Source organism: Paenibacillus suaedae (assembly GCF_032337355.1).
In the GTDB taxonomy this organism is placed as follows: Bacteria; Bacillota; Bacilli; order Paenibacillales; family Paenibacillaceae; genus Paenibacillus_B; species Paenibacillus_B suaedae.
This window is the reverse complement of the sequence record NZ_JAVYAA010000007.1, coordinates 65,023-89,866: the sequence shown is the minus strand read 5'-3', so window position 1 is coordinate 89,866 and position 24,844 is coordinate 65,023. Positions and strand designations below refer to the sequence as shown.

Below are 24,844 nucleotides of genomic sequence, written 5' to 3'. Positions count from 1 at the left end.
ATCGTTGTTATAGAACCAGATCGTCCGGCCAGTGGATTTGGACCCCTTGCCTTTGAATCAGCGCTTGATAGGCCTGAAGATGCTCCGAATTGGCGTGAACCTCATGCGGCGTCACTTGATTCTGCAGCGCATAGGCTGCTAAATAACCGACCGATTCCCCAATATTCCATTCTGTCGGGTGGAGGCGGTAGCATCCGTTCGTGATCTGAGTGGTGCCGATATTTTTACATGCGGGAAGCAAATTCTTGACCCGGATCGGCAGTAACGCACCCAGCGGAATCTCATACGGATAGTTCGGAATATAGAACGTCCGGTTCGTGACGGTCGTCAAGTGAACATCCAGATGATAGCTGCCGACACCGACGCTATCGTCGTAACGGCGAATCCCTTGTTCCCCGCGGATTTCCTTACTAACATCCTGCTCCGTGATGGTATACATCGCTTGAATCCGGCGCGACTCACGAATATACGGGTACTTCGCCAGTCCGTCCTCTGTACCCAGTACATCCGTACGCAGCCGGATGCCAGGATACCCGCTCCCTCCGTCAGGACGAGGCGTCTCGGTCTGGAGCCAGTAGATCAGTGAGAGGCTTAACTGTCTAGCACTCGCCAGATGCTCCTCCCGTTCTGCTTCAGGAACGTCAATAATTGAACCCAGAAAATAATCGTTCTGCGGCCAATTGATCAAGGTGATGTCACTCTCATATAGCCCAGGCTCAAATAAAGCCGGGTCGATGACACGACGATACGTCCACAGCGACAGTAGCTCCCGTCCAGAAGCGTCCTTACGTTCACCTGGAAATAGGGCGAACTCCTTCATTTTCTCCGCGTCATCCGTATCGTTCGCATACCAGCTTAATAGCGGAATATTCGTATGCTTCGGTACGAACTTGCGCCAGAAATCATATTGCTCAGGCTTCTCAATCGTAAAGTCACCACCCTCTACATAATCGAGGGCAAACACATGGGTGATCGACTGCACATCGAGCGGATTTGCCTCTTCCAGCGCATGCGGCTCCCCTGTCTCATGCCTGGACTCCGCACCTATTACATATTCAACTCCCGCTAACGGCAGTACGTCTCCACATTCCGTAGCATCGAGGAAGTATGATCCCCTTAGTACAACTTCTTCACCTGAGCTTATATGTGTAACGGTTACACTCTCTATCTGATCCTCGTTCACTGAGGCTGCAGTTGGTCTGAAATGATACAACACCGTGATACGGCCGCTGTTCACATACGGGGCCAACATATCCTCGATGACGCGCAGCGCCACCTTCGGCTCATGGCATAAGCGGCTTACCCAACCATTGCCGGGATTAAGCAGTTCATTATTCTTCGCTTCCTCTGACATCGGATAGTTCTCTCGATAATAAGCACGCACCCGGTCTCGAAACTCGCGATACGTCTCTGTGCAGCCGAATTCCTCAATCCACCGATGTTCATCCGGCGGAACCGCCTGACTTGTCAGCTGACCGCCAAGCCAATCCGTCTCCTCTGTCATGATCACACGCACGCCCATTTTGGCTGCAGCCAATGCGGCCATACATCCGCCCAACCCGCCGCCTAGGACGGCGACGTCTGTCATTCGCTCGTTATGCATCTCTCGCTGGCTCCTTCTCCGGCGCTTCCAGCATCCACCTAAGCTGTTCATGCGCCTTTTCTGTTATTTGCGTACTTTATTGTCCTTACTTCGTATCACGGACATGGGTCTTCAATCCGACCTCAAACATCCGACTCCAAGGCATATAGCAATCGTCGATCACGATCTCGTAATTATTGTCTGGACTATACAAATGTTGCTCAATGAACTGATTCAATCCAGCTCTGACCTGCTCAGCGATTTGTCCCCGCTGTCCGTCGATCGAGAAATAATTGTATCCCGAACCAGGCAGCACCCGATCACTTACATCTCTACGCACGGAGGCACAATAGCCCCCATCCTCAACATAGCGCAGTGACAGGAAATCGCGATGCTGCGGCGTATTGCCATTCACGGCATAGATCATACCTTGAGCAATGCAAGTTCCGAGCGTGTTGCCACTTGTATTCCAGCCTGCATAACCGGCCAATTCGAACAATAGCTTCTTATCGCGAAGCAGCTGCAGCAGTTCAAGATCTGCTCCGTTGGCATAGGCTACATCGGCGATAACACAAGGCTTGCCGAGACGATGAACAATATCATCAGCCATCTCTACCAGTTCAACTAGATTCCGGTATACCTGATACCCTAAAGATGGCTGCCCTTGATCATTCGACTCCATCATGCTCTCGCCGGGTGAATTGATGCATAGGGCCATATCGGCTTCTGCCAGGGAAGGCGACATTAGTCCTCCGGCCGCCATAATCTGATATTTAACCGATTCATATAGCACGCGATCCTCATATAGAGGCATCACTAACGGCCCTTGCACACTGGCAAAATGAACATGCACCCGTGGCTTGCAACGCTCAAAATGATTGATCATGCGAGCAAGTAGTGTACACCCCACTTCGTCGGCCCCGGGATACATATAGACGGACAGCTGCTGCTGACACTTCTTGACATGCTCGCGAACGTGCTGTTGATCCACCGCAGTCAGACCATAAGGAGCCGAGTCATCCTGTGGGATGATCATGAAATCGACGGCCCCGGCCTGCACCAGTTCGATCGCTCTCTTATTCGCTGTTAAATTAACAGCACGGCGCTCCGTGTAGTCCTGCCACATGGATTCAGGCAAAACACCCTCAATCTGCTGCAATTCATGTTGCTCTTCTTCTGTCGCGATGCCCAGCTCCAACCGGTGGCGGATATATCCGCGCCGGAAAATCTCCCTGCCCCAATTCTCGTAATAATCCGGTTCTTCATCACTGCTGGAATAGCGCGGGCAGCGCATAATGAGCTGATAAGCAAATACTTGCAAAGCTGGGTTGATCCGCTTCAATTGACGGAGCTTCTCCAATTGCTCCCCGCATTGTTCCTCCGTCATCTCATGCAGCCGCGAGGGGATGATTCCTCCGTATAGCAATGTGTCCAAGGCCACAATCGCTCCGTCTGCATCACGCGCCTGCTCGAATAGCCAGGCCCATAGCTGTTCGATGTCTCCAGGGCGCTTCTTCAGCCCCATCATGCTCAAATCCGGACGGACAACATGATAATTCGTGCCCGCGGCAAGAAGTGCCGGAAATTCGTAATTGCACGGACGTTCGTCCAGCGGAATATATATAATTTTTCTCATGTGAGTCGTGTCCTCCTATCCTTTAACTGCTCCGGATACACCTTCCATGTAATATTTCTGGGTGCACAGGAACACGATGATAATCGGGATAACCGAAATAACAGTTCCGGCGGCAATCCAGCCAAAATTATAGGAAAATTGGCCATTTAAAAAGCTGAGCGCGGACGCGATTGGATACTGCTTCGTATCATTAAGCACAATCATCGGCCAGAGGAAGCTATTCCACATCCCCATGAACTCCAATAGACCAATAACGGCGATCGCCGGCTTCACAATCGGCAGCGCCAATTGCAGCCAAATACGAAATTCGCTGGCACCGTCCACTTTGCCGGAATCGCGCAGCTCATGTGGCATGCCCATAAACGCCTGTCTCATTAGGAATACGTTGAACACGGTAACCGCTGAAGGAAGCACGACTGCAAGAAACCCGCCCATCAAGCCTAGTGCTTTTACCGTCAAATAGTTAACTACCATGCCGGCTGCAGCGGGAATAATCATCGTCGCTATCAGTAATGTAAAGATTAGATCCCGGCCTTTGAAACGGAATACGGCAAGCGGATAGGCTGTAAGGCAAGAAAAGAAGATGTTCATTACAACGCCCATCAGCGCAATGATAACGGTATTCATTAAGTATCTTGGAAAGTCCATGTAATTCCACACTTGGACGTAATTATCAAAGTCAATAAATGTCGGGAAAATCGCCGGCGGAGAGCTGAACACATTCTTGCCGGGCATGAGCGACACACTTAATATCCATAGGAATGGTCCCATCATAAAAATGGCAAATAGAATTAATGCCCCATACAACAATAATAATTTCACTAATCGAAGTGGTTTTTTTCTCATATCATGCATCCATTAATATGGATTGACACCACCCTTCCGGTTGAATCTGAAGATGACGATACTAAGCGCACCAATCATGACGCTGACAATTAAGCCAAGTGCCGAAGAGTAGCCGAAATTAAATTGCTGGAAACCCTGCTGATAAATATATAAGCTCGATGTTAAGGTAGCATCCCCCGGTCCACCCATCGTTAGGATGAACACTTCATCGAACACACGGATTGCCGCCATTAGTGAAATAAGCGTGCAGAAAAAGACATACGGTCTCAACAGCGGAATTGTAATTTTACGAATCGTCTGCGCCCGGCTCGCGCCATCAATCATCGCAGCCTCTGTCAGATCCTTCGGAACGGATTGCAAGCCGGCCAAATAAATCATCATATAGTAGCCAAGGCCCTTCCACATCGTAATGAACATCAGTGTCCACAGTGCTGTATCTTTGTCGGACAGCCAGGTAATTTTCTCTTTCATTAACCCTACATTGGACAGCACATAGTTTATGACCCCATTCTGGTTGAGCAGCCAGCCCCAAATAAGCGCTACCGCGACCATAGAAGTAACTACGGGGATGTAATAAGCCGTACGAAATAATTTAATGCCTTTGACATTGCTGTTGACTAGAATCGCCATAAGTATAGATATAATCTGAATAAATGGTACAACAATGACGTATAGCAATGAGTTGAGCAGTGACGTGATGAAGCTCTTATCCTGCAACGCCTTAACGAAGTTATCCAAGCCAACAAACTCGGTCTTGCCTATGACGGAGTAATTCGTCAGCGACAGCGGTACGCTATAAATAATCGGCCAGAAGACAAATAGGGCCAGTAGAATCAAACCCGGTGTCATGAAGAGCCAAGCCACTGCCGCTTCCGACTTACCGAATCTAGCAAAGAAGGATGTCTTTTTCTTTTTCATGATAGTACTCCTCCACCACCTTTATTAAAGATAGTTCTATATATAAGAGAATCGGGCAGGACAAGCCTGCCCAATTTGAAGTATTTAGTTGCCCAAGATTTTGTTAACATCGCTCTCAGCCGTAGTCAATGTCTTCTTCACGTCAGCACCGTTCAAATAAATTTCCTGCAATGCTTTGGTGATGGTCTGATTAACGTCTTTAGCACTCTCAACGCCGATGTAGAAATCCTCGGCTTTATCAAGGCTGACTGCAGATACGGTCTTAGCGACCCCTTCTAGAGTTCCGTCATTCTCCGAGAAGAATGGATCTTTGGCACTCTCTACCGTGGAAGGCAATGTATTAGCGATCTTGGAGAATTCCACCTGATTGGCCGCATTCGTGACGAATACAGCAAAGTCAACCGCTTCTTTCTTATGGGATGTTGCCGAAGGCACGACGATGTTCATCGTGTTGGAATAGCGGATGCCCGCTTTGCCAACCGGACTTGGAACGGCAAGCATTTTGTTGTATACATCAGGCGCGGCTGTCTTGATCTTGTTAATAAACGGCGAGCTGGATAAAGACATGGCTACTTGCTCACTCGCGAAGTATTGCACTTGTTTATCGTAGTTGATAATGTCTTTTGGAATGACGCCGTCTTTTAACAGTTGTACATTCTCATTGACATACGCTTCCACTTCCGGTGTATTAAAAGCTGCCTTCTTATAATCCTCAGTCAGGAACGGCAGGTTCTCTTCTAACAGAGTCCGTGCTTCCATCGTGAATATGTAGCCGTAAGCGCCGGTTTTCTCATTAATCTGGCGGCCCCATTCGTTCAATTCCTGTTTTGTCTTCGGCGGATTGTCCGGATTCAATCCCGCTTTCACCACCAGATCCTTATTCATGAATAGGACAGGCAATCCAGTGTACCAAGGGAGTGCGAACGCTTTGCCGTTCATTTCTGTTGAGGAGTAGATTCCTTGGAAATAAGCTGCCTTCTGGTCCGCTGTCAGCTCTTGGTTGAAGTCAACCAATGCATCCTTGGTTCCCATCTGATTGGCCAGCTCCGTATTAAGGTTCACCACATCTGGCGCATTACCGCCAGCAATATTCGTCATGAGCTTGTTCAGTACAGCATCGTAAGGGTAGTCCTTCCAATCTATCTTGACATTCGGATTCTTCGCTTCATAATCCGCAATCAATTTGTTGAAGTAATCATTGAAGGTCGGCTGCAATGAGATTGTCCAGAATTCTACCGTGACTTGTTCCGCGGGCTTCTCGCTATCGTTGTTTCCACTTGAAGCAGCCCCCTTGTTGCTCGATGAATCCGAACCGCAAGCCGCCAATAACCCCACCATCATCATTGATGCCAATAGTAATGAAATCAACTTTCTACCTTTGAAACTCATGCCACAACACCCTCTCTTCTTTATAAACTCTCTCTCAAAGCTAGGAGAAGAAATGACTATAAGTCCGAAAACGGTAGCGCTTACAAAAAAGCCTTATTATTCTACGCTATATCTGTAATTGCTCCAATCCATGAGTTGTTTCGGAATAAGAGTCGTTCCTGCCACCTTTTCCCTTCTTGCATGTTCATTGTAGCACGCATTAAATAAATTCTCCACTATTTTTAAAATATTTGGAGATTATATTCTTCATATTCTGATATAGCAATCGGATTTACAAAAACTAAAAAATTCGAGGTGCCAAATCGATCTGCGACACCCCGTGATTTCATTAGAAATTGATGAAGCCTACATATTGCAGTTTCAACTCTGTCGTTATTCTTCGTAGTTCCCTCTATCATTACCAGCGCGCTGAATCGTCACCGTGTAGTTTTTCATTCGTCCATCTTCGGACATCACTTGTAACGTAACCAGATTCGAACCCACTTGAAGTTGTACGGGAATGACCGCATCATTTTCAATATGCTTGCCACCCACGGAAATAACTGAATTCTGATTCCTTGTACTCGCCGTAATATTGAGCTCCGTAACTGAATGCCCGACCTTTACCTTGTAATCATACGTCGATGGTGTGAAGGAAGGCGTTACCTTCATTACCTTCTTCCCCGAGCTCACCGTTAATTTACTTAATTGCGTTTTCGCTGTTTTGGAGAAATAGATGTCTATCATTCTACTTCCGTAGTCCAAATCATGCTTCATTCGATTCTTTACTTCTTTATGAATCGAGCTGCTTGCTAGAAGCTTGCTTATGCTGTCGATCTTCTGTTTCACGTCACTTGCAGTCTCATCTGTCATAGTGGGATTCACATGTAGATCTTTTACAGCGGATTCAAGTTTCTGTATTAGTTTCCCGCCGTCCTTACGGCTCATCCCTTGGAAAGGAACGTAAATCTCATTGATTTTACGGATCACTTCTTCCATCACGGTCGCTAGAGGCTTGGTCGTATCATATTGAGGCAAAATTGCTTTATTACGATACAACCCAATCTTCAGCACCTTGTCATACTTATAATTAAATAGTCCTTCGTATTCAAATAATGCGGCTCCAGCTCCATCATTCTTTGTCGCTTCGGTAATTTGATCCACAACAGCCGATGTAGGATTGCCTTGGAATGTGTCCAGACCCGATGAGACGAATGCATTGTCTCCCGCTAATGCCATCGAGTTTCTCAAGTCCGTTACCGTTAATTCCGAACCTGGTGCATAAGACATATGGAACAAGTGATCGATCAAATTATGATCCAACCAGTATTTCGCTTCTTGTGCGTGCGATTTCGGCGCTTCCTCATAGTTCGGCCATACCGCAGTTGTAATTTGTAGGTTTGGTTTGATTTGATGCGCCTCGTTAACTACCCGAACGACCCAGCTATTGATAATGTCCGCACGGAATTGCAGCCACTCATCCCAGTAACGATCTCCTGGATGAAGGTCAAGCGGATCAACGCCGTATTTCTCGCTGAACAAATCGCGGGTATACATGTCGTAACCAAAATCATTCGTGTAATCTCCGGATCCTGGGTACCTCGCATAATCCAAATGCAGCGAAGCAATGTCATATTTCGTGACGAGTTCATCGTATACAGAAGCAACGAAATCTCTAGCTTGCGGGAGTGCTGGATTAAGCCAATACCACTTGGCATTGTGACTGCCTTCTTCATAATCAATACCTTTTCTGCTTTTCATAAGCCAATCGGGATGATTCACCACAACCGGCCCGCCGACAAAGAAGTTCTCCACCCAGGCATGAATTTCAATCCCTTGTTTTTTGCCTTCCTCAATAAATGCTCCAAGTACATCAAAGCCTTCATACAAAGGATTTAATTCGGTATCTGGCAAAGACGTTGGCCAAGTGGTATATCCATTCCACCACGTTTCTAGATAGATGGCATTGATACCGGTCTCTTTGATTTTCTTCACATGATCTCGAACCTGCTCCACGTTCTTTTCCTTCGGCCTCATCCAGAGACCTCGAGTCTGTACTTTCGGAGATTCAAAATTCATGTAACTTGCTTCCGTAACTTTCTGATCCAAGTCATTCAATAGATCCATTAACCCGTTGGTACCGCTTTCATTTAGTCGCTGTTTGACCAACTCATAAACGCCCTTCGCTTCTACAATCTTCTGTTCAATATCGGCATAAGGAACATCCATAAATTGATTCTTAGATAACTGGAGCGCCTTCTCTGCGCTATCGATACTTATCGAGGCTTTATCTAAGTAAGATTCCGGCGTAAAAATAACCAATACTTGTTTTTTAGCAAAATCCAGACTCAATTTGGCTCCGACCAGTGCATTGTTCTTTAACCATGTGTTTTTAACCCCATGACCGGATAATACGTAGCCGCCTTCAGGAATTTTACTGTTGTTCCCGCCATTGTTCGTCACATATCCGTCCGCATTAACAATCACTTCATTGCCCCATGGGTTCGTGCCAGTCTCCGTGCCATAATTACGATCATAGACGATCAACTGATTCGATCCACGAAATCCTGGATAAGGCACATTGCCAACATTGTCCCAGCCTCCGGGATTATCTTCTTTTACTTTCGGATTAAATGCATCAAACGAAGTTCTAGCCGCTTGGTATATTAAACTATCTGTCACAAGCTCAACCTCTGCGCCGATACGCACTTGACCCGCTAGTTGGTTATAGAATGGACTTGTCGATTGAATCGACAGTACATATCCATCCGATGGGATAGAAGAGTTGTTATCAAGATAAGCCCCTGTGTTGGGATCGTATGCAATCGCCACGACGTTGGTCACCTTATTGCCAACAACTGTAAGCTCCATTCCCCAAGCATTCTGATTGGTGGTTGCGCCATAAGTAGGCTGGTACAACACTACTTCTCCCGCTCCACGCGGTCCATTTATTTTATCAATGCCTACCGCAATACCATTCACTTTCAAATATTTGCTAGGCAGAATAGGAATATCTACGTTCATCGCTTTTACGGACTGCCCCACCTCCAAATTGAAGGATGACGCAGCGTTGCCAGATGCCGAAATGACATAACCGTTCGCGGGAATGTAGGTGCCGCTCTGACCATGAACACCATATGTGCTTTTCACGACCGACACATCATTGGTGATGATATATTGAACGGTATCTTCAGAGAAAGGTCTTGTCATCTCACCAAAATGACGTGTATAGACTGCGATGGTGTTCGCCGGTTGATCCTGATCAACAACGTCGATTGGTATAGTTCCCTGCTCTGTGATGAGCTGTGGACCTCCGACTACCGGTGCAGGCAGCGTGTAGCCAACAATCTCAACCGGGTCTCCCGGACTCATATTGTCTTTAATCCACTGTTCACTCGATCCGTGACCAAACAGTACAAAACCATTCGTCGGTATGTGTACAGCACCTTCACGATAAGTTACGTCCGTAACGCTATAAGTACCTTCATGGTAGTCCACGACTGCAGCAGCCGCATAAGGGTTCGAATCTGTGAGCTTACTACTATTTTCTCGGGTAAACAGAATCATTTCATCTGAAGCTCCGATGGCTCGATTCACGGCTGTAATGCTGATGGTGTTGCCATTTGCAGCTTTCGCCATGATGGCTTCATCGGCCAACACAGTCAATGTCGTCCCTGAAAAAATGAGAGCAAAACATAAGATGAAAGACAGCGTATTCTTTAATCTCATTTTCATTCCTCCCCATATAGTCATGAAAAAACAGCTTCCCAAGCGCTCCATCTTATGTACAACTAATCTCATCTATAAATCTATTTTTATGCCCAGTTTTCTACAAGCATCACCACCAACAATCGTTATGGGGTATTCCTCTTGATCATAACAGACAACTCACATTCGAGGAAGGATATTTCCTCTTATTTTATAAACAATATTAAATTATTCCTCCATTTTATCTTTGCTTTATATGAAAGGCATCCATTCCTCCCGTGTAAAATGGAAGCCGAAACGCAAAACGAGCCTTAGAAGCGATGCTAAAGGCTCGTTTTTGTGCAGACTTTATTGTTGATGTTTTTTACAGTTACCTGCCATCATAAGCATCCCCATACGACTCGAAATTGTCAGCCAACCAAAACCAATTTTCACCTTTACTAGCGTATAAATGCTCTAACAGCTCCGTAAAGCTTTTAGCAATAATCTGACTATCCCCTGGTGTTGCATGGGTTTCCAAAAAACTATCATAGCAATAGCCTAAATGAGAATCGCTTAAGTCAATGCTAATGTACTGGTTTATTTGTTCAGATTCAGCAAGTAGATACCACTCATTACTAATATCTCCTTCGAGTTCCTCCCAAATAACATCGTCCTCTGGATAGAGCCTCTTGCTAGTTGGAATAAACTCATTTGAAGAAACTATTTTTATTCCATAAGGCTTATCTGAGAACATTTGCAAGGAATCATAATGGCTAAAGAAATAATTCAAATCTTCTGGAAGAGCGAATTCATTTGTGAAATCTGTTGTCCGCTTCACAAGTCTGCAATTACTATCCTGTTCAATTTTCTGAATAATCTCTATTATCTTCATAATTACTCCTTTAATCTCAAATTTACTTGCATGTTGTATATGTATCGCTCCATGTACATCAGTTCTTCACTTCTGTTCTTTTCCTATTCGAAGTCTTGTTTGTTCAGCAAATTTGGAAAACTGGCTGTAATTGTTTCCTTCATTCCCTTTGTGTGTCGCGGCAATAGATGAAGTTTCCTTATATTTTTCAATTTTAAAATAGGCATAATATCTCGGCTCTTATTCTCTAATGCCAGCATCAATGATAAATACTTCAATTCCACTAATTCTCCAACAGGCTCAAAGCTTTTTACTGGATTTCCCGTCCCACTCATTCGTCCATGATTAAGACTTAATTCCTTTATATTCGATAAAGTGGCAAGAGCCGTTAAATCGTACAAGTGATTCATGCCATAGATATATAAGGTCTTCAGGTTCTGTAACCCTATCAGAAAGTTCAAATCTTTTACTTGGGGCAGATTCGCCAGGACCAACACTTCTAAGCTATGTAAACATGACAAATTAGGTATATCCCCCATTTTTCCAGAGGAAATCTGCAAGTACTTTAGATTCGGCAATGAAGAAAATATTCGTAATCGTTCTTCATCTAGATCAGTAAGGTAAATCCCTTCTACCATTTGATTACCGACCAGCGACTCATAATTCACATATTGCTTCTTGGATTTTTTCAGAGGCGTAAATAAATCAACAATCCGAGTATCTTCTTCCAATGTAGCAAGATCGAAGTTCTCTACTCTCCTAGTCCCCTCCATAACGCCCAAATGAGCGTAATAGGAAACAGGAGATTTCTCGTCCAGCAAATATCGCTCCCAGTTCATCTTATCTCTCACATCCTTCTCAAAGACGACCGTGCTGCATGAACACAGTCTTAGATTAAACTTCTGAAGAAATTTGATTCTTTGAATTTCACAATGAAATGCCTTTAACGTATCATTCGTTGCGAATCAGGCACTTTTTCATTTTGAATGACGAATTGCAATATCTCATCATCATCAATGTTATACCCTGGTTTATCCTTTGGGATTTCGGCCAGAGGCGTTTGAAGCAGCGGATGTTCTATATTAGGGGTAGCCAGCCCCTCTTTTTCTCTTATGAATCGAATGCAATAATAATCGTAAGGAATACAGTCAAACGATAATATTTCACTTGATTTATCTGGTGTGTCGCTTAGACTATAGATGTGAAAATCACATAGTTCATATAGATGCTCTCCAAAATCATTTGTATCGTTCCAACTATTCATTAACTTTTGGTAGACATGATCTTCTAGTAAAATATCAAACAATTCAGGCATGTCCCCCGTTTTCCATTTGTGATATAGGCATGTCATAAAAACATGATGCGTATTATTCTCAGCATAAAAATCTCGATCTTTCGTGAACATATTCGTTGCATATTTGTAAGTTAGCTCTGCAATATCTTCATAACCCCACAATAAGGATAGCCCGATAAGCCCTCCTATTTGACTGTCCGATACACTTCCTCTACTAGGATTGCTTTTGATCATTTGAATCAGCCAAAAAAGTTGCTGCTCTAATAAAATCCATGCTGATGGTTCCCCATTTAGTATTCTATGTTTTGCATTCATTTCAAGGTGAACGCCTATTCCTATTTTTAAGCGATCGGCTAAACGATTTCGTTCGTTTTTGTCAATTAAGTCCTTCATTTCATTCAGTCGAGCATCTCGTAATTCTTTCACTTCTTCATCTGAGATTTCTCGTTTTTTGTACTCTTTCATCGCACGATCAAAATACTTCCAATATTTATTAGTGCGCATTCTTTCACTTCCTTTCTGATGTTGTACGCTGAAGGAAATTGCTTTATATATATTCGACAACCTTTAGAAATACAGGATCTGTATCAACCTCAATTAACCCCTCAATTACCGGAAACAAATCTTTAATAAGTGGGTGTTCAATATCTTCTACATCCATTCCCATTCTTTTTCTTAGCAAAAGAGGCGCTACTATTTCTGATGGTAAAAGCATTTTGACTTCCGTATCAAATTCCTGGTACATTTTTGTTCGACTTAAATGAAATTCACAAGCTTGATTCACAGAAGCATTGATGTCTTTCTTTGTTTCATCCGTCAAATCGTTTAACAAATTAGAATATATGTCATTAAGCGGTTTGGGGAATTTAAAGGAAATTTCTTCATCCTTATAAAATATTGAAAACATTTTGTTCACAAACTGGCAAACTGATTCGGGTTTCTCTACATTAAAATCGATATTCTCGGGCGAAGTGTATTCCAACAATTTACGTGCTTTATTTACTTCTTGTAATATTAATAGATTACAAGCAGACAAACATACATCTACAAACCAAACTGGTTTAATATCCCCTTGTTTTCCTGCTGCATATAATAGAGGATCGATTGTTCCCCATAACATACTTTGTTTAAGTGAATATGAAAAATCACCCTTGTTGTTCAGATAGCGTTCTAGAAAGTCAGCACAATACCATGTGGAGAGGGTATTACATGCAATGCCTAAGGAAATAAAATCGTTCTTTTCTTTAGGGCTTTTCAAAAATTTTTCTATAATCGTATAACTTTCTTCATACATATAAGGCCGTTCCTTTTCTGCGAACCCTTTGCTCCATCTTTTAACTTTATTCTGAATTTTTTTATGAAGAAGATTGCTTTCCAACAATAATCCCCCTCTCACGTCCTATGCTTGAATATAATCAAAGATCGTATTTATTCATATTGAGAACATTCATACAACAAGTTGTTTTTAAAATCATCCGCAGATACTCTCACAACGTCTGGATCTTCCGGAACTTTGAACTATCTTTATTTATCAAGATCTACAGACCAATCAATCTCTTCCATAAACCAATTGCAGAATTTTGTCGAACCATTATCCATTTTCAAAGGGATTTCTCTTGCCCACATTTTAATGTCATCTATGAACATCTCTTTATCGAGTCCTTCAAAGTTGTGTTTCTTTAGCGCAGTGTTTAGGAACTCTAAAAATAGATTCCCCAAATGATACCGTTGCTCTACTTTATACATTTTTTCATATTCTTCTACCTTGACTGCAAGATCGATTGTCAGATAGTTATCTTTTTTCGTGTATCGAATAAATGACCTTCTTCCATAGGATTCAGGTAAACATCTAAAAGCTATCCCGATCGAGACATCAACATGACCATATTTTGAGTTTATGTTAGATTCCAATGCACTACTTAATTCACTTGCTAAATCGCCAACTCTCGCACCTGCAGTATCTGAAACGATTGAAAAATCCATGCAGCGCTCCTCCTACTCAGAAATGATTCCTTTCTTTTTCAGGAACAAAAGCCATTCATCGTAGTTCCGTCTTCATCCTCTACTTCAAAAGAATCTTGAATTCGATAACCGGCTTCTTGTGCCAACTCCTTAATTTCATTAATGTCAGTTGATGGAACCGTGATCAGAACGTAACAGTCACTTTCCATATCCAAACATGCCAACGAGATTCCCTTTTCACTTAGCCTTTTGGAAATTTCATTTAAATACTGAGATGTCGGCAGCTCATCAAATTCTCCATCCTCAAAGTCTTCCCAGCTTATGCACGCCATTTTCTTTCTATCCAGCAATTCATCAACAACATCGCATAGGTATAGACCTGATTCTTTCCAATCGATTTCAAATGCCAAATCATGTTCAAGAAGTGCGTCGACCAACGAAATCCATGCCAATTGATTAATCGGGCTATCGATCCCTCTTTCATCCAGACGATCTTTGAACTTCTCGAAATAGGCCTCTGGATTTTCTAAAGCTAATGAAACCTCTGAATAAATTTCTTCTTCCACATCACATGAAAGCCTTTGCACAAGCAACAACATTGCATTCATATCACTCACTCCTTTTCTACCTAACAGTTGAAGGTTTAACGTATCATGCGCTGCGAATCAGGGACTTTTTCATTTTGAATAACGAATTGCAATATCTCATCCTCATCAAGTTTGTACCCTGGTTTATCCTTTGGAATTGCAGCCAGAGGCGTTTGAAGCAACGGATGCTCTATATTAGGGGTAGCTAGCCCCTCTTTTTCTCTAATGAATTGAATACAATAATAATCGTAAGGAATACAGTCAAACGATAATATTTCACTTAATTTATGTGGCGTGTCGCTTAGACTATAAATGTGAAAATCACATAGTTCATATAGATGCTCTCCAAAATGATTTGTATCGTTCCAACTGCGCATTAATTTTTGGTAGACATGATCTTCTGGTAAAATATCAAACAATTCAGGCATTTCTCCCGTTTTCCATTTGTGATATAGGCATGTCATAAAAACATGATGCGTCTTATTCTCCGCATAAAAATCTCGATTTTTCGTGAACATATTCGTTGCATATTTGTAAGTTAGCTCTGCAATATCTTCATAACCCCACAATAAGGAAAGCCCGATAAGCCCACCTATTTGTCTGTCAGATACACTTCCTCTACTTGGATTGCTTTTGATCATTTGTATCAACCAAAAAAGTTGCTGCTCTAATAAAATCCATGCTGATGGTTCCCCGTTTAGTATTCTATGTTTTGCATTCATTTCAAGGTGAACACCTATTCCCATTTTTAAGCGATCGGCTAAACGATTTCGTTCGTTTTTGTCAATTAAGTCCTTCATTTCATTCAGTCGAGCATCACGTATTTCTTTCACTTCTTCATCTGAGATTACTCGTTTTTTGTACTCTTTTATCGTTCGTTCAAAATACTTCCAATATTTATTCGCGCGCATTCTTCCACCCCTTCACATTAAGAATATTGCCAATAGCTTTTTATGGGGTTCTCAATCGAACCTTCTAACATTTGTGCATATAAATAGATAGCACCGAACGCGAAGGGATAACTTTTTCTAGGCTTTATGAGTGTATCTGGATACCCATCCTCATCGACCTGGAATAGAAAATCAAAACCGTCATCATGCAACTCCGTATAGTAATACTTTTCTCCCTGAATATGCCTTGGAGTTCCCCCGAATTTAATAAGAAAACGTTCATCAGATGACACTTTATCACTTACAATACTGGCTTCCGAAATATAGTGCTTTACTAAATCAGGATCGGCAAAAGTATCAAGTTTACTTTCTTCTGTTTTAGGATGTTTCATTGTGAATAATGAACAATTGGGATATCTATTTTTCGAAATACGATCTTCAAAATCTTTAGGAGCAAAAATGGAGAGCATCTCATTATCATCAAAAGGGTTAACGATAGACAAATAAAAATACCTCTCCATATCCTTATTTACCATGTCTTCTAGTTCATCAAAATAAGCCGGTGCATTCCCTCCGATCCATCCATTACGACTATCCTTTTCGCTCGTTTGAAAAAGCATACACTCTTTTCGTTCTTTAAGCATTTTGAAATCTCCCATTGTGATCTCCTTCTCTATTTACATTTCGGGTGATACCGTCCTGTCCATCTCCTCACCATACTTCGACATTTATCGAGTTAAATCCTACCAAAAGAATAGGGGTGAGCTGTGTTTAAAAACGTCAAAAGCCCGCCAAAAGGCAGGCTTTCGTTCTTAATTGGATTTTGGCGATGGCATCAACGTGTTACCGTAGTCGACTCCGATGGTTAACGTCCCCATATAATATCTCTCTCCCCATTTCGTAAACTTAGGCCACCCTCCTTGAACTCCATGAGATAGCGTAAGAACGAAATCATTTTCGTTGATGTAGGGACTGAGTTGTCTTGAATTGTATGGTGGCAAGGATTCAATTTCATAGGTAAGCTCTTGAGGGAAAAATAATTGTGTTGTGAGGATTTCTTTTAAACCATCAATTATTTTGATGTGAATATGAGGCGTTCTAAGATGATACCAAGCAGGAATTATGGTCAGAAACTCAACCATGCCATTCACGTCTGTAAACTGGCGCCCACGTAGAAATGTTTTATGGTCTGTCGGTGTGGCAGTTTGTCCTGGAGCGAAGCTACTATTTTCGTACCCTGAAAATCCTGAATAAACACCACAGGCGTTACTATTCCAAATATCAACCGCCAATCCACAGATGGGTCTGCATCCCTTAACATCAACCACTCTTAATCGAAGTAAGAGGTCAACCCCATATTGGTCTTCTCGAACATCTTTCCGAATCATGGAGTTCTTCAGATAGAAGGGGCCTTCACTCGTGGAACTCGTAAGTAGACATCTATCTGTATCTTCGAAACTATAACTTACAATACAAAATTCATTATATTGCTGTTTCAGGATATTTTTCTTGACCCATTGATTACACGGATTGTTCATATCACGGAACATACATGCGGTTCTCCTTTGGGTTTCTGATTATATCCTGAGCATATGCCTATATTCCGTAATAAGTGCAATTTATTTAGGAAACCACAACATAAAGCTTCGAATAGCAACAAAAAGTCTTTATCTAATTTCAAACCTTTAGAAACATATGATTATCAATAGCGTTTATATATACAGAACAATACGAACTTGGAAGAGGAGAAATTATGAAGAAATTAGACGGCCTCTAGCTTCCCACAAGGAGGGAAAATAGAGCTAAATGAGCAATAGTATGAAAAAATCAACCGTATGGACAGACCACCAAACACCTGGTACCCGCTGGAGCAAACGGCAGGCAAGCAAAGCTGTACGCCGTTTTACAGGTGATGTTCAAAACGGAAAATGGTACAGAAAACTATTCTGTTCCTGGAATATTTGCGACTTACGCTTTTACAAAACCAAGCAGCAGGCGATACATGAATGGGAAACATCCCGATGTCTGAGGGAACGACAATTGACTCAGGCAGAAGTGATAAAGGATTGGGAAAAGTTCTATAGAAGAAAATAAGCTCAAGCGTCGGTCTGGGAAGCCCGGCGCCTGAACTTTTATAAGGGATTAGCGGCAATTCACATTACACTGAACCTGATACGATATTGCCTCTGAACATCGTGGCCACACGTTTCGAACTTCTTGCGATAGCTTCAGCCGAACATGAAGCTTCGACTAGCACCATATTTGCATCGTCTCCGACTTGGGGCCAAACTCTTTCGCCATTATCATTTAATGGTGTCTTGCCATCAGTAATAAATTGCAGCGTCCGGGTTAATGCCCGCTCATCAGACCATCCGTACATTTCCGCCAGACGACCGGCGCGTTTCAAAATATCCCCATCTCCAAAAGGCGACCACACGTCAAAAATATTGTCGCATCCGACGGCAACCGTAACACCTTTCCGGTGTAATAGACCGACTGGCGGAAACTTGCGGTTTATCGGTACGCTTGTAATAATGGAGACCCCTGCATCCGCCAGAAGCTCTCCCATGACTTCCGCTTGAGCTTGAGAAATATCCCCCAACCCAAAGGCATGGCTGACGGCAACCTTGCCTTGCAATCCTGCTTCTTTCGTTAGCTGGGCCAATCGCTTTATCGTAAATACACCAAGATGATCGGCGTCATGCAAGTGCAGGTCAATGCCCGCATTTCCTTCTACGGCTAGCTCCACCATTTCCTGCAAGGAAGCTTCGAGATCCCCATCCACCGTGGCTGGATCGACACCGCCTACGAAGCTTGCTCCTTGGCGAAGGGCTTCCCGAACCAACTGTTTCGACTTGGAACGCAATAAACCGTGCTGTGGAAAAGCAACGATTTCGTAGGTCAGCTTCCCGTCAAATGTGTGCAATGCTCGCTTAACTTGTTCCAAATTCCCCAATCCAACCTCAGGATAAACATCGACATGCGTGCGCACATGCGTTACACCAGACTTCACATAAATATCTAGCAGCTGTTCCGCGCGTTCTTGCGTTGTTGTTTTCAAAGAAGGAAGTACTTGCTTCTCGATTTCAAACCGTTCAAAAATATTGCTTGCAGGTGTAACCGCACGCCATCGATCACCAAGCAATGTTTTATCCAGATGACAATGTTTTTCGATGAATGAAGGCAGCACCAGACGCCGTTTCGCATCTTTCTTAGGGAGCTCATCCTGAACGGGCTCAACCGCTGGGACGATCTTCGCCACTTTCCCCTCCTGGATTAAGAGATGGTAGCATTCGGTTTCAGTACCCGTAATCTCACCGTTATCTTCCTGAAATCCCGTTTCCAATAGGACATTGGTTAACCAATAGGCAGTATTCAAAGAAGCTCATCCTTTCTACGTTCTATGATAAAAGTTCTAGAGTTCTCCGGCCGCCAGATTCCCCTGAAAGATAACCGCGACCCTTCTTGCTCTTCGTGCAACCGCTTCGGCTGAACAACTTGCATCAACGAGGACGAGGTCGGCAGCGTCTCCGATATTAGGCCAGATGCGTTGTCCGTCTGTATGTAAAGGTGTTACGCCGCCTGTAATATACCCCAGTGTTTGTCCAAGGGAACGTTCGTCCTTCAGGCCGAATCGTTCCGCTAATGTACCTGCTTTTTCAAGACTATCTCCTTTGCCAAAAGGAGACCAGTGATCCGTGATGCTGTCATCACCGAGGGAGATTTGCACACCCTTTTCGCTTAAAAGTGGAATCGGAATTGTTTTTCCAATCGGAACTGAAGATGTAATCGTAATCCGCTGCTCAGCTAACAGGTCTGCCACTTGACTTGCCTCTTCCAGAGAAATATCGGCCAACGCCAGAGCATGGCTGATGTTGACTCTTCCTTGCCACCCGGCTTCCTCTGTTAACGCGGCCAATCGTTGAAAGGTAAAAATGCCAAGATGGCCTGGATCATGGATATGAAGATCAATACCCGCATCCGCTTCCACCGCAAGCTCCATGACCGTGTGCAGCGACTTCTCGATATTGCCGTCAATGGTTGCAGGGTCAACTCCGCCAACGAGAGCAGCACCGCTTCTCAATGCTTCTCTTACAAGAGAAACAGATTCACTGCGCAATAATCCATGCTGAGGAAACGCCACAATTTCAACCGAAGCTTTTCCTTTGTAAGTTTCTACGGCCTGAAGCGTGGCTTCCAAATTCCGCAGCCCTATGAATGGATCGACATTACAATGGGTACGAATACGGATCGAACCGGCATGGGTCAGCAATCCCAGCAAGTTCTCCGCCCTTTCCTTGGCAACAGGCAACAAGCGCGGGAGTAATTCCTCTTCTTCCTCCAGCCTTGTCAAAAGTCCTTTACGTGGAATCGTTGGCGCTTTCCATGGGCCGCTGTAATATGTCTTATCAAGATGAATATGCATATCGCGGAAAGAGGGAAGCATCAGATATCCATTTGCATCCCGTATAGGCATATTTGTTTCTAAAGTTTGATCTGCGGGAACGATCTCGCTGATTTTCCCATCTACAATCTGTACATGAAAAAGCATGGTTTCTGTTCCTGTTACGGTGCCATTCTCATATTGATAGCCAGTTTCCAACCGCACATTCGTTAACCAGTAAGCATTGTCCGCCACTTCCGTCTCCTCCTTCACTGCAACTGTTTTCCCAAACCAGCCAGTAAGACAACCATTACAAGCAGCAAGAGACGAGACGTCGCTCGGTCTCCTTTAACGTTCTTTAGAAATATGCTAACATGAAGGCGATCAAACGAAAAATATATAATAAATAAGTTATATATATGTTTTACATATATGAGGAAGGAGTCTATGCAGCGATGGATATCAGACAACTACGCTATTTTATTGCGATTGTGGAGGAAAGAAGCATTTCAGCCGCAGCGAGAAGACTTCATATTTCTCAACCGCCATTAAGCCAACAATTGAGAGCAATGGAAGAGGAACTCGGCGCAGTATTGTTGGAGAGAAACGGGAAACACATGGAAGTAACGGATGCAGGCAAGACCTTATATTCCTATGCCTTGCAAATGGATCAATTAATGCAAGAAGCTAAGATGGAAGTGAGTGAGGTTGAAAATGGGGTAAACGGCCAATTGACGATAGGTGTAAATACGTTTTCGGTTCCTGATTTGCCTGAAATCCTCCATCAATTTCAAAAGCACTATCCAAAGGTAACGTACAAAATCCAACAAAATGAGTCCGCTCATCTGTGTCAGTTAGTCCGGGATCGGGCTGTCGAATTAGCATTCATACGATTACCGCTTGAATTGGACGATTTCTCAGTTCTTCACCTGTATACCGAACCGTTTTATTTGATTACATCCCAGAAACAGAAACGGTTTGAACATGAAGTAACGCTTGCAGACATGGCTAACGAGCGGCTCTTATTGCCAAGCACGCAGGGATTAGGTGTACACTATTTAATCTTGGAGGCATACTCAAGGCTTGATATGCATCCCCCTGTTGTCGGTGAATGTTCCGATATAGCCCTGTTGATGGAGTTGGTTTCCACTGACTTTTGTTCGTCGATCGTTCCAGAAACATTGCTTCATCGGCATAAAGGATTTTCGATTCATGCGTACAAAATTTCTTCTACAGTGGGGATGTCCTCTCCGCTGGGGCTAATATGGCTAAAGAATCACCGTTTATCCAACACGGCCCGGAATTTTATCGATTTGTTCAAAAAAGAAGGAAGGTATCTTCAGCATCATGCGCATAAAGAAACGGATTGATTGAATGGATTGATTCAAGTCCTATTGTGAAGTTCATTTTTATGGCATGAGGAAAAAAAAAAAGACCCTCGGATCATGACGATCCGGGATCTTTTGGGTCATCTTCAAACGAATGATTTCGCTTTTTTGAAGCAAATCTTATCGAGAGATATCAGCCGTGTTGAGGAGAATGTAGATTTTTCAATCGAATTCCTGTGAAAATACTGCTCAAGAGCAGTACGAATCCGCCAAACAGATAAGGCAAGTCGAAGTGGACTTCAAACAAAATACCCGCCAACATCGGCCCAAATATCGTACCGAGACTCGTGTAGGCATTATTCATCCCGGCCACAAACCCTTGTTCATTCCCGGCCACTCTGGACAGTAGCGTATTGATCGTGGGGCGCAAAATGTTATTAAACGTAAAGAATAACATCGTGAATGCCATGACATAGAAGAAATGGCCAGAGAATAATAGGAATACAAGGGAGACCGCCGATAACAGCAACATGGCAACAATAATCTGTTTTTCCCCGAATCGTCGTGTAATCCGGTCGGTCAACAACAATTGGTTCAACGTGCCGATGAGCGAACATACCGTTAGTAGAATAGCGATTTGACGCGTCGTGAATCCGTACACCTGTACGACAAAGAGCGGAAAAATTGCTTCAAAATGCGTCAGACCGAAGGTCATCGTGAAAACAATGAGCAGCATGACGAAATAGCGAGACCGAACCGAAAGCACGATTTGCCGGAACACATTGTCCCTCTTTTCCTTCATTTGACCATGCATCTGGCGAATGTTCGCCGACACCGATTCAGGCAATCCCCAGAAGCTGCAAACCATTGCCACCACTCCTACACATGCGGATACATAGAATGGCATCTTGATGCCCCATTCCGCAAGCAATCCACCGACACCCGGTCCGATAATAAACCCAGATGTCATCGACGCACCCAACCATGACATCGACTTGCTGCGCTGATCATCTGCTGTAATGTCAGCAATATACGCAATAATGGATGGGATTAAGGCTGCTGAGCCTATTCCACCAATCAATCGCGATGCGAATAATAAAGTTAGATCGCTTGCAAATGCTGCAAGCAGGTTGGAGAGTGCGAACAACACCAAACCAATGATAATCATTGGTTTACGGCCGTATCGATCTGACAAATTGCCTGCAATGGGTGAGAATAGAAACTGGGTCAAGCCGAAGCAAGAGACCAAATATCCTGCCGCCTGTCCGCTTGCCGAAAACTCCTCAAGAAGCTCCGGCACGATCGGAATGACAAGCCCCATACTTAGATTAGCGAGAAACATGTTTAACAGCAGTAATGGAAACGCTGACTTCGTTAACATTAATGACCACCTATATCGAATTGATAAAAAAATACGAGTCGGGAACTGAATACCAGTCCCTCTCTATCTGCATTTGTATATGTTAGCATGCGGCTATCTTCAATAAAAATATGAAAAACATATGGGGGCTTAATATTTTTGATATACATAACATCCTTTGTGGATTTTGACCGTTCATTATTGCTTGATTATGAAATTCGAGGGAATATGCCAACTATCAGAATGTCGATGAAAGTTAATTATTGACACCCGCAATCGTATAGGTTATTTTTAACCTATGTTACTTATAACTTAGTGTAGTTATGTAAATCAAATCAGCAATATTAGGCTTACTGAGTGGGAAGTCCTCAACAGGTGATGAACCAAACAAGATTTTGAGGATTCGAAAGAGAAGAAAGGGAGATATATCATGGAGAATATATATAAATCAGAAGTAGGCAAACGAGAAGTTTTAGGACAGTACCGAAAAATACTTGCTAGCTGGCCAGTGGAAAACCACCAATACGAAGTTGAGACGAGCTTTGGATCGACTTTTGTCATTGAGTCAGGATCAAAGGACAATCCCCCACTAATTCTTCTGCATGGAAGCGTAGCGAATTCTTTTGCTTGGTATGGCGATGTAGCTTCTCTTTCACAAACTCACAATGTTTATGCAATCGACATTATTGGAGAAGCAGGATTATCAGCAGCAAGCCGACCAAGTTACCAGAGTGGTGCATATGCGCTATGGTTGAATGAAACCATACATGCATTTGGATTAAGCTCCTGTTCCATTATAGCTATGTCATTAGGCGGCTGGATGGCATTGAGCTTCGCTACCACTTATCCGGAGAAGGTTGACAAGTTGGTTTTGCTTTGTCCCGGAGGGCTTGCACATGAAAAAGCCAGTTTCCTATGGAAAGCAATCTTTTTCTCCCTTCTTGGAAAATGGGGTCAGCTGCAAATACTTAAATTAGTGGGTGCTGGTCATATTTCTTCATCATCGTTATCCGAATTAGAAGTAGATCTAACATTCGCATCACTAATATTCAAAAATTTCAAACCGCGAACTGCAAAAATGCCGCTATTTAGTAATCAGTCCCTTTCACAATTAACGATGCCAATTTTCATGCTTTTTGGCGATTCTGATCAATTAATACCTGCTAGCAAGAGTATGAATCGACTTAAACAATTTGCACCACAAGCTAAGATCGAGCTGCTGCCTGATACGGGCCACCTCATTGTCAACCAAACAGATAGGATACTACAATTCTTGACCCTCCAAGACAGTTGATAGGTTATGCAAACAATAAAAGGGTTTCCCAACATTAGCACCTCCCGCCTAACAGCCGAGAAACTCTATGTCCGGAAACCCTTTGTTTATAGGCATTTTCAGCCTTCTATTTAGCTATCCTTGACATCAATATTGCGCACAGCGTTGAAGAAACTATAAAAAGCCATTCATTCCACCAAATATCCTACCGAGAACATTAAAATATATGAAAAGAAGAGATAATCCAATCGTTATCAAAAGTGTCAAAAACAAATGTTTGCCTTTTTTTGCGATAGAGAGAAACAAAATGATTATCATGAGTAAATAAATTCCCTGCATCCATGGAATTAAATAATAATGTGTATGTATAGGTAAGTACGCATTACGTAAATTATACCCTTCTGCAAGCAACACCGCCGCCGGGAGGGATAACACCGTATTGGAGAACAATCCGTTCCCACCCGAGTACCACATAATATATGCACAAATAGGTGAGATCACCGCGCATATGCTCCAAAAGATAATGACTTCTTGCGGGAAAAAATGCAGTATGAACACTGTATATACATAATAAACGGTAAGTAGCGCCACAAAAAATGTAAATACTTTCACAGCCGCTTGCTTGGGCGAATCACTAAAGACCGATAAAAGCGTTGCTACAAATATCCACATGCCAAGCCGCGATCCAATGTGGTCAAGTATAGGGTTTGCGCCGGGATCATCCACAAGTTTCGCTACTAACCCCAAAACGGCTCCTAAAATAAAAGCAAATACGATTGAGAAAGCGATTCTTTTCGTATTTGCTTTTATTGGAGCTCTAATCCCAGTTAACTTGTTGGATATCTCCATGATCTG

The 24,844-nt window shown here is 43.2% G+C and carries 22 protein-coding genes; 3 read left to right on the top strand and 19 right to left on the bottom strand.

What is annotated here, in order from left to right; genetic code table 11:
- Nucleotides 1-7: 7 nt before the first annotated feature.
- The 15 genes from RQP50_RS23570 to RQP50_RS23500 form a co-directional block, all read right to left on the bottom strand.
- Nucleotides 8-1,603, bottom strand: coding sequence for an FAD-dependent oxidoreductase (locus RQP50_RS23570; RefSeq protein WP_315746935.1), 1,596 nt, complete (start codon nt 1,601-1,603; stop codon nt 8-10).
- 85 nt (nt 1,604-1,688) lie between these two features.
- Nucleotides 1,689-3,218 carry a DUF4127 family protein gene (locus RQP50_RS23565; RefSeq protein ID WP_315746934.1) on the bottom strand — a complete coding sequence of 510 codons (1,530 nt, stop codon included), beginning with the start codon at nt 3,216-3,218 and terminating at the stop codon, nt 1,689-1,691.
- Nucleotides 3,219-3,233: 15 nt separating this feature from the next.
- Nucleotides 3,234-4,064, bottom strand: coding sequence for a carbohydrate ABC transporter permease (locus RQP50_RS23560; RefSeq protein ID WP_065292848.1), 831 nt, complete (start codon nt 4,062-4,064; stop codon nt 3,234-3,236).
- A gap of 12 nt (nt 4,065-4,076) precedes the next feature.
- Complete coding sequence (locus RQP50_RS23555) at nt 4,077-4,982, bottom strand: carbohydrate ABC transporter permease (RefSeq protein WP_315746933.1); 906 nt, start codon at nt 4,980-4,982, stop codon at nt 4,077-4,079.
- 84 nt (nt 4,983-5,066) lie between these two features.
- A complete protein-coding gene (locus RQP50_RS23550) occupies nt 5,067-6,371 on the bottom strand; it encodes an ABC transporter substrate-binding protein (protein WP_315746932.1) in 1,305 nt (434 codons plus the stop codon).
- 372 nt (nt 6,372-6,743) lie between these two features.
- A complete protein-coding gene (locus tag RQP50_RS23545; RefSeq protein ID WP_315746931.1) occupies nt 6,744-10,079 on the bottom strand; it encodes a family 10 glycosylhydrolase in 3,336 nt (1,111 codons plus the stop codon).
- Nucleotides 10,080-10,428: 349 nt separating this feature from the next.
- A complete protein-coding gene (locus RQP50_RS23540; RefSeq protein WP_315746930.1) occupies nt 10,429-10,932 on the bottom strand; it encodes an SMI1/KNR4 family protein in 504 nt (167 codons plus the stop codon).
- A gap of 83 nt (nt 10,933-11,015) precedes the next feature.
- Nucleotides 11,016-11,750 carry a leucine-rich repeat domain-containing protein gene (locus RQP50_RS23535; protein ID WP_315746929.1) on the bottom strand — a complete coding sequence of 245 codons (735 nt, stop codon included), beginning with the start codon at nt 11,748-11,750 and terminating at the stop codon, nt 11,016-11,018.
- 104 nt (nt 11,751-11,854) lie between these two features.
- Nucleotides 11,855-12,709 carry a hypothetical protein gene (locus RQP50_RS23530; RefSeq protein ID WP_315746928.1) on the bottom strand — a complete coding sequence of 285 codons (855 nt, stop codon included), beginning with the start codon at nt 12,707-12,709 and terminating at the stop codon, nt 11,855-11,857.
- 43 nt (nt 12,710-12,752) lie between these two features.
- Nucleotides 12,753-13,583: a hypothetical protein gene (locus tag RQP50_RS23525; RefSeq protein ID WP_315746927.1), complete on the bottom strand. Its 831-nt coding sequence runs from the start codon at nt 13,581-13,583 to the stop codon at nt 12,753-12,755.
- Between the two features lie 146 nt (nt 13,584-13,729).
- The gene (locus tag RQP50_RS23520) at nt 13,730-14,188 is read right to left on the bottom strand and encodes a hypothetical protein (protein ID WP_315746926.1); all 459 of its coding nucleotides are present in this window, start codon (nt 14,186-14,188) and stop codon (nt 13,730-13,732) included.
- Between the two features lie 38 nt (nt 14,189-14,226).
- Entirely contained in the window at nt 14,227-14,775 is a 549-nt protein-coding gene (locus RQP50_RS23515) for a DUF6630 family protein (protein WP_315746925.1), read from the bottom strand.
- Nucleotides 14,776-14,810: 35 nt separating this feature from the next.
- On the bottom strand, nt 14,811-15,665 hold the full coding sequence (locus tag RQP50_RS23510; RefSeq protein WP_315746924.1) for a hypothetical protein: 855 nt from the start codon (nt 15,663-15,665) through the stop codon (nt 14,811-14,813).
- Between the two features lie 17 nt (nt 15,666-15,682).
- Nucleotides 15,683-16,303: a hypothetical protein gene (locus tag RQP50_RS23505; protein ID WP_315746923.1), complete on the bottom strand. Its 621-nt coding sequence runs from the start codon at nt 16,301-16,303 to the stop codon at nt 15,683-15,685.
- 153 nt (nt 16,304-16,456) lie between these two features.
- Complete coding sequence (locus RQP50_RS23500; RefSeq protein WP_090513406.1) at nt 16,457-17,194, bottom strand: intradiol ring-cleavage dioxygenase; 738 nt, start codon at nt 17,192-17,194, stop codon at nt 16,457-16,459.
- 256 nt (nt 17,195-17,450) lie between these two features.
- Between RQP50_RS23500 and RQP50_RS23495 the strand changes: the two genes are divergently transcribed.
- Entirely contained in the window at nt 17,451-17,738 is a 288-nt protein-coding gene (locus RQP50_RS23495; protein ID WP_315746922.1) for a hypothetical protein, read from the top strand.
- 64 nt (nt 17,739-17,802) lie between these two features.
- Here RQP50_RS23495 and RQP50_RS23490 read toward each other — a convergent pair whose 3' ends face one another.
- Together RQP50_RS23490 and RQP50_RS23485 are read right to left on the bottom strand one after the other, a co-directional pair.
- The gene (locus RQP50_RS23490) at nt 17,803-19,023 is read right to left on the bottom strand and encodes an amidohydrolase (RefSeq protein ID WP_315746921.1); all 1,221 of its coding nucleotides are present in this window, start codon (nt 19,021-19,023) and stop codon (nt 17,803-17,805) included.
- 36 nt (nt 19,024-19,059) lie between these two features.
- Nucleotides 19,060-20,283 carry an amidohydrolase gene (locus RQP50_RS23485; protein ID WP_315746920.1) on the bottom strand — a complete coding sequence of 408 codons (1,224 nt, stop codon included), beginning with the start codon at nt 20,281-20,283 and terminating at the stop codon, nt 19,060-19,062.
- Between the two features lie 200 nt (nt 20,284-20,483).
- Between RQP50_RS23485 and RQP50_RS23480 the strand changes: the two genes are divergently transcribed.
- Nucleotides 20,484-21,398, top strand: coding sequence for a LysR family transcriptional regulator (locus RQP50_RS23480; RefSeq protein WP_315746919.1), 915 nt, complete (start codon nt 20,484-20,486; stop codon nt 21,396-21,398).
- A gap of 151 nt (nt 21,399-21,549) precedes the next feature.
- On the opposite strand, the gene RQP50_RS23475 is transcribed toward RQP50_RS23480, so the two are convergent.
- The gene (locus RQP50_RS23475) at nt 21,550-22,737 is read right to left on the bottom strand and encodes an MFS transporter (RefSeq protein WP_315746918.1); all 1,188 of its coding nucleotides are present in this window, start codon (nt 22,735-22,737) and stop codon (nt 21,550-21,552) included.
- A gap of 409 nt (nt 22,738-23,146) precedes the next feature.
- On the opposite strand from RQP50_RS23475, the gene RQP50_RS23470 reads away from it, so the two are divergent.
- Entirely contained in the window at nt 23,147-24,010 is an 864-nt protein-coding gene (locus RQP50_RS23470) for an alpha/beta fold hydrolase (RefSeq protein WP_315746917.1), read from the top strand.
- A gap of 153 nt (nt 24,011-24,163) precedes the next feature.
- Here RQP50_RS23470 and RQP50_RS23465 read toward each other — a convergent pair whose 3' ends face one another.
- Complete coding sequence (locus RQP50_RS23465) at nt 24,164-24,838, bottom strand: DUF6518 family protein (protein ID WP_315746916.1); 675 nt, start codon at nt 24,836-24,838, stop codon at nt 24,164-24,166.
- Nucleotides 24,839-24,844: the final 6 nt, after the last annotated feature.

Coding starts and splice junctions, on each gene's coding strand:
- RQP50_RS23570 (WP_315746935.1), bottom strand. CDS start 1,603: ATGCATAACGAGCGAATGACAGACGTCGCCGTCCTAGGCGGCGGGTTG.
- RQP50_RS23495 (WP_315746922.1), top strand. CDS start 17,451: ATGAGCAATAGTATGAAAAAATCAACCGTATGGACAGACCACCAAACA.
- RQP50_RS23465 (WP_315746916.1), bottom strand. CDS start 24,838: ATGGAGATATCCAACAAGTTAACTGGGATTAGAGCTCCAATAAAAGCA.
- RQP50_RS23535 (WP_315746929.1), bottom strand. CDS start 11,750: ATGAACTGGGAGCGATATTTGCTGGACGAGAAATCTCCTGTTTCCTAT.
- RQP50_RS23560 (WP_065292848.1), bottom strand. CDS start 4,064: ATGAGAAAAAAACCACTTCGATTAGTGAAATTATTATTGTTGTATGGG.
- RQP50_RS23555 (WP_315746933.1), bottom strand. CDS start 4,982: ATGAAAAAGAAAAAGACATCCTTCTTTGCTAGATTCGGTAAGTCGGAA.
- RQP50_RS23475 (WP_315746918.1), bottom strand. CDS start 22,737: ATGTTAACGAAGTCAGCGTTTCCATTACTGCTGTTAAACATGTTTCTC.
- RQP50_RS23515 (WP_315746925.1), bottom strand. CDS start 14,775: ATGAATGCAATGTTGTTGCTTGTGCAAAGGCTTTCATGTGATGTGGAA.
- RQP50_RS23500 (WP_090513406.1), bottom strand. CDS start 17,194: ATGTTCCGTGATATGAACAATCCGTGTAATCAATGGGTCAAGAAAAAT.
- RQP50_RS23510 (WP_315746924.1), bottom strand. CDS start 15,665: ATGCGCGCGAATAAATATTGGAAGTATTTTGAACGAACGATAAAAGAG.
- RQP50_RS23470 (WP_315746917.1), top strand. CDS start 23,147: ATGGAGAATATATATAAATCAGAAGTAGGCAAACGAGAAGTTTTAGGA.
- RQP50_RS23550 (WP_315746932.1), bottom strand. CDS start 6,371: ATGAGTTTCAAAGGTAGAAAGTTGATTTCATTACTATTGGCATCAATG.
- RQP50_RS23480 (WP_315746919.1), top strand. CDS start 20,484: ATGGATATCAGACAACTACGCTATTTTATTGCGATTGTGGAGGAAAGA.
- RQP50_RS23505 (WP_315746923.1), bottom strand. CDS start 16,303: ATGGGAGATTTCAAAATGCTTAAAGAACGAAAAGAGTGTATGCTTTTT.
- RQP50_RS23540 (WP_315746930.1), bottom strand. CDS start 10,932: ATGAAGATAATAGAGATTATTCAGAAAATTGAACAGGATAGTAATTGC.
- RQP50_RS23520 (WP_315746926.1), bottom strand. CDS start 14,188: ATGGATTTTTCAATCGTTTCAGATACTGCAGGTGCGAGAGTTGGCGAT.
- RQP50_RS23530 (WP_315746928.1), bottom strand. CDS start 12,709: ATGCGCACTAATAAATATTGGAAGTATTTTGATCGTGCGATGAAAGAG.
- RQP50_RS23565 (WP_315746934.1), bottom strand. CDS start 3,218: ATGAGAAAAATTATATATATTCCGCTGGACGAACGTCCGTGCAATTAC.
- RQP50_RS23545 (WP_315746931.1), bottom strand. CDS start 10,079: ATGAGATTAAAGAATACGCTGTCTTTCATCTTATGTTTTGCTCTCATT.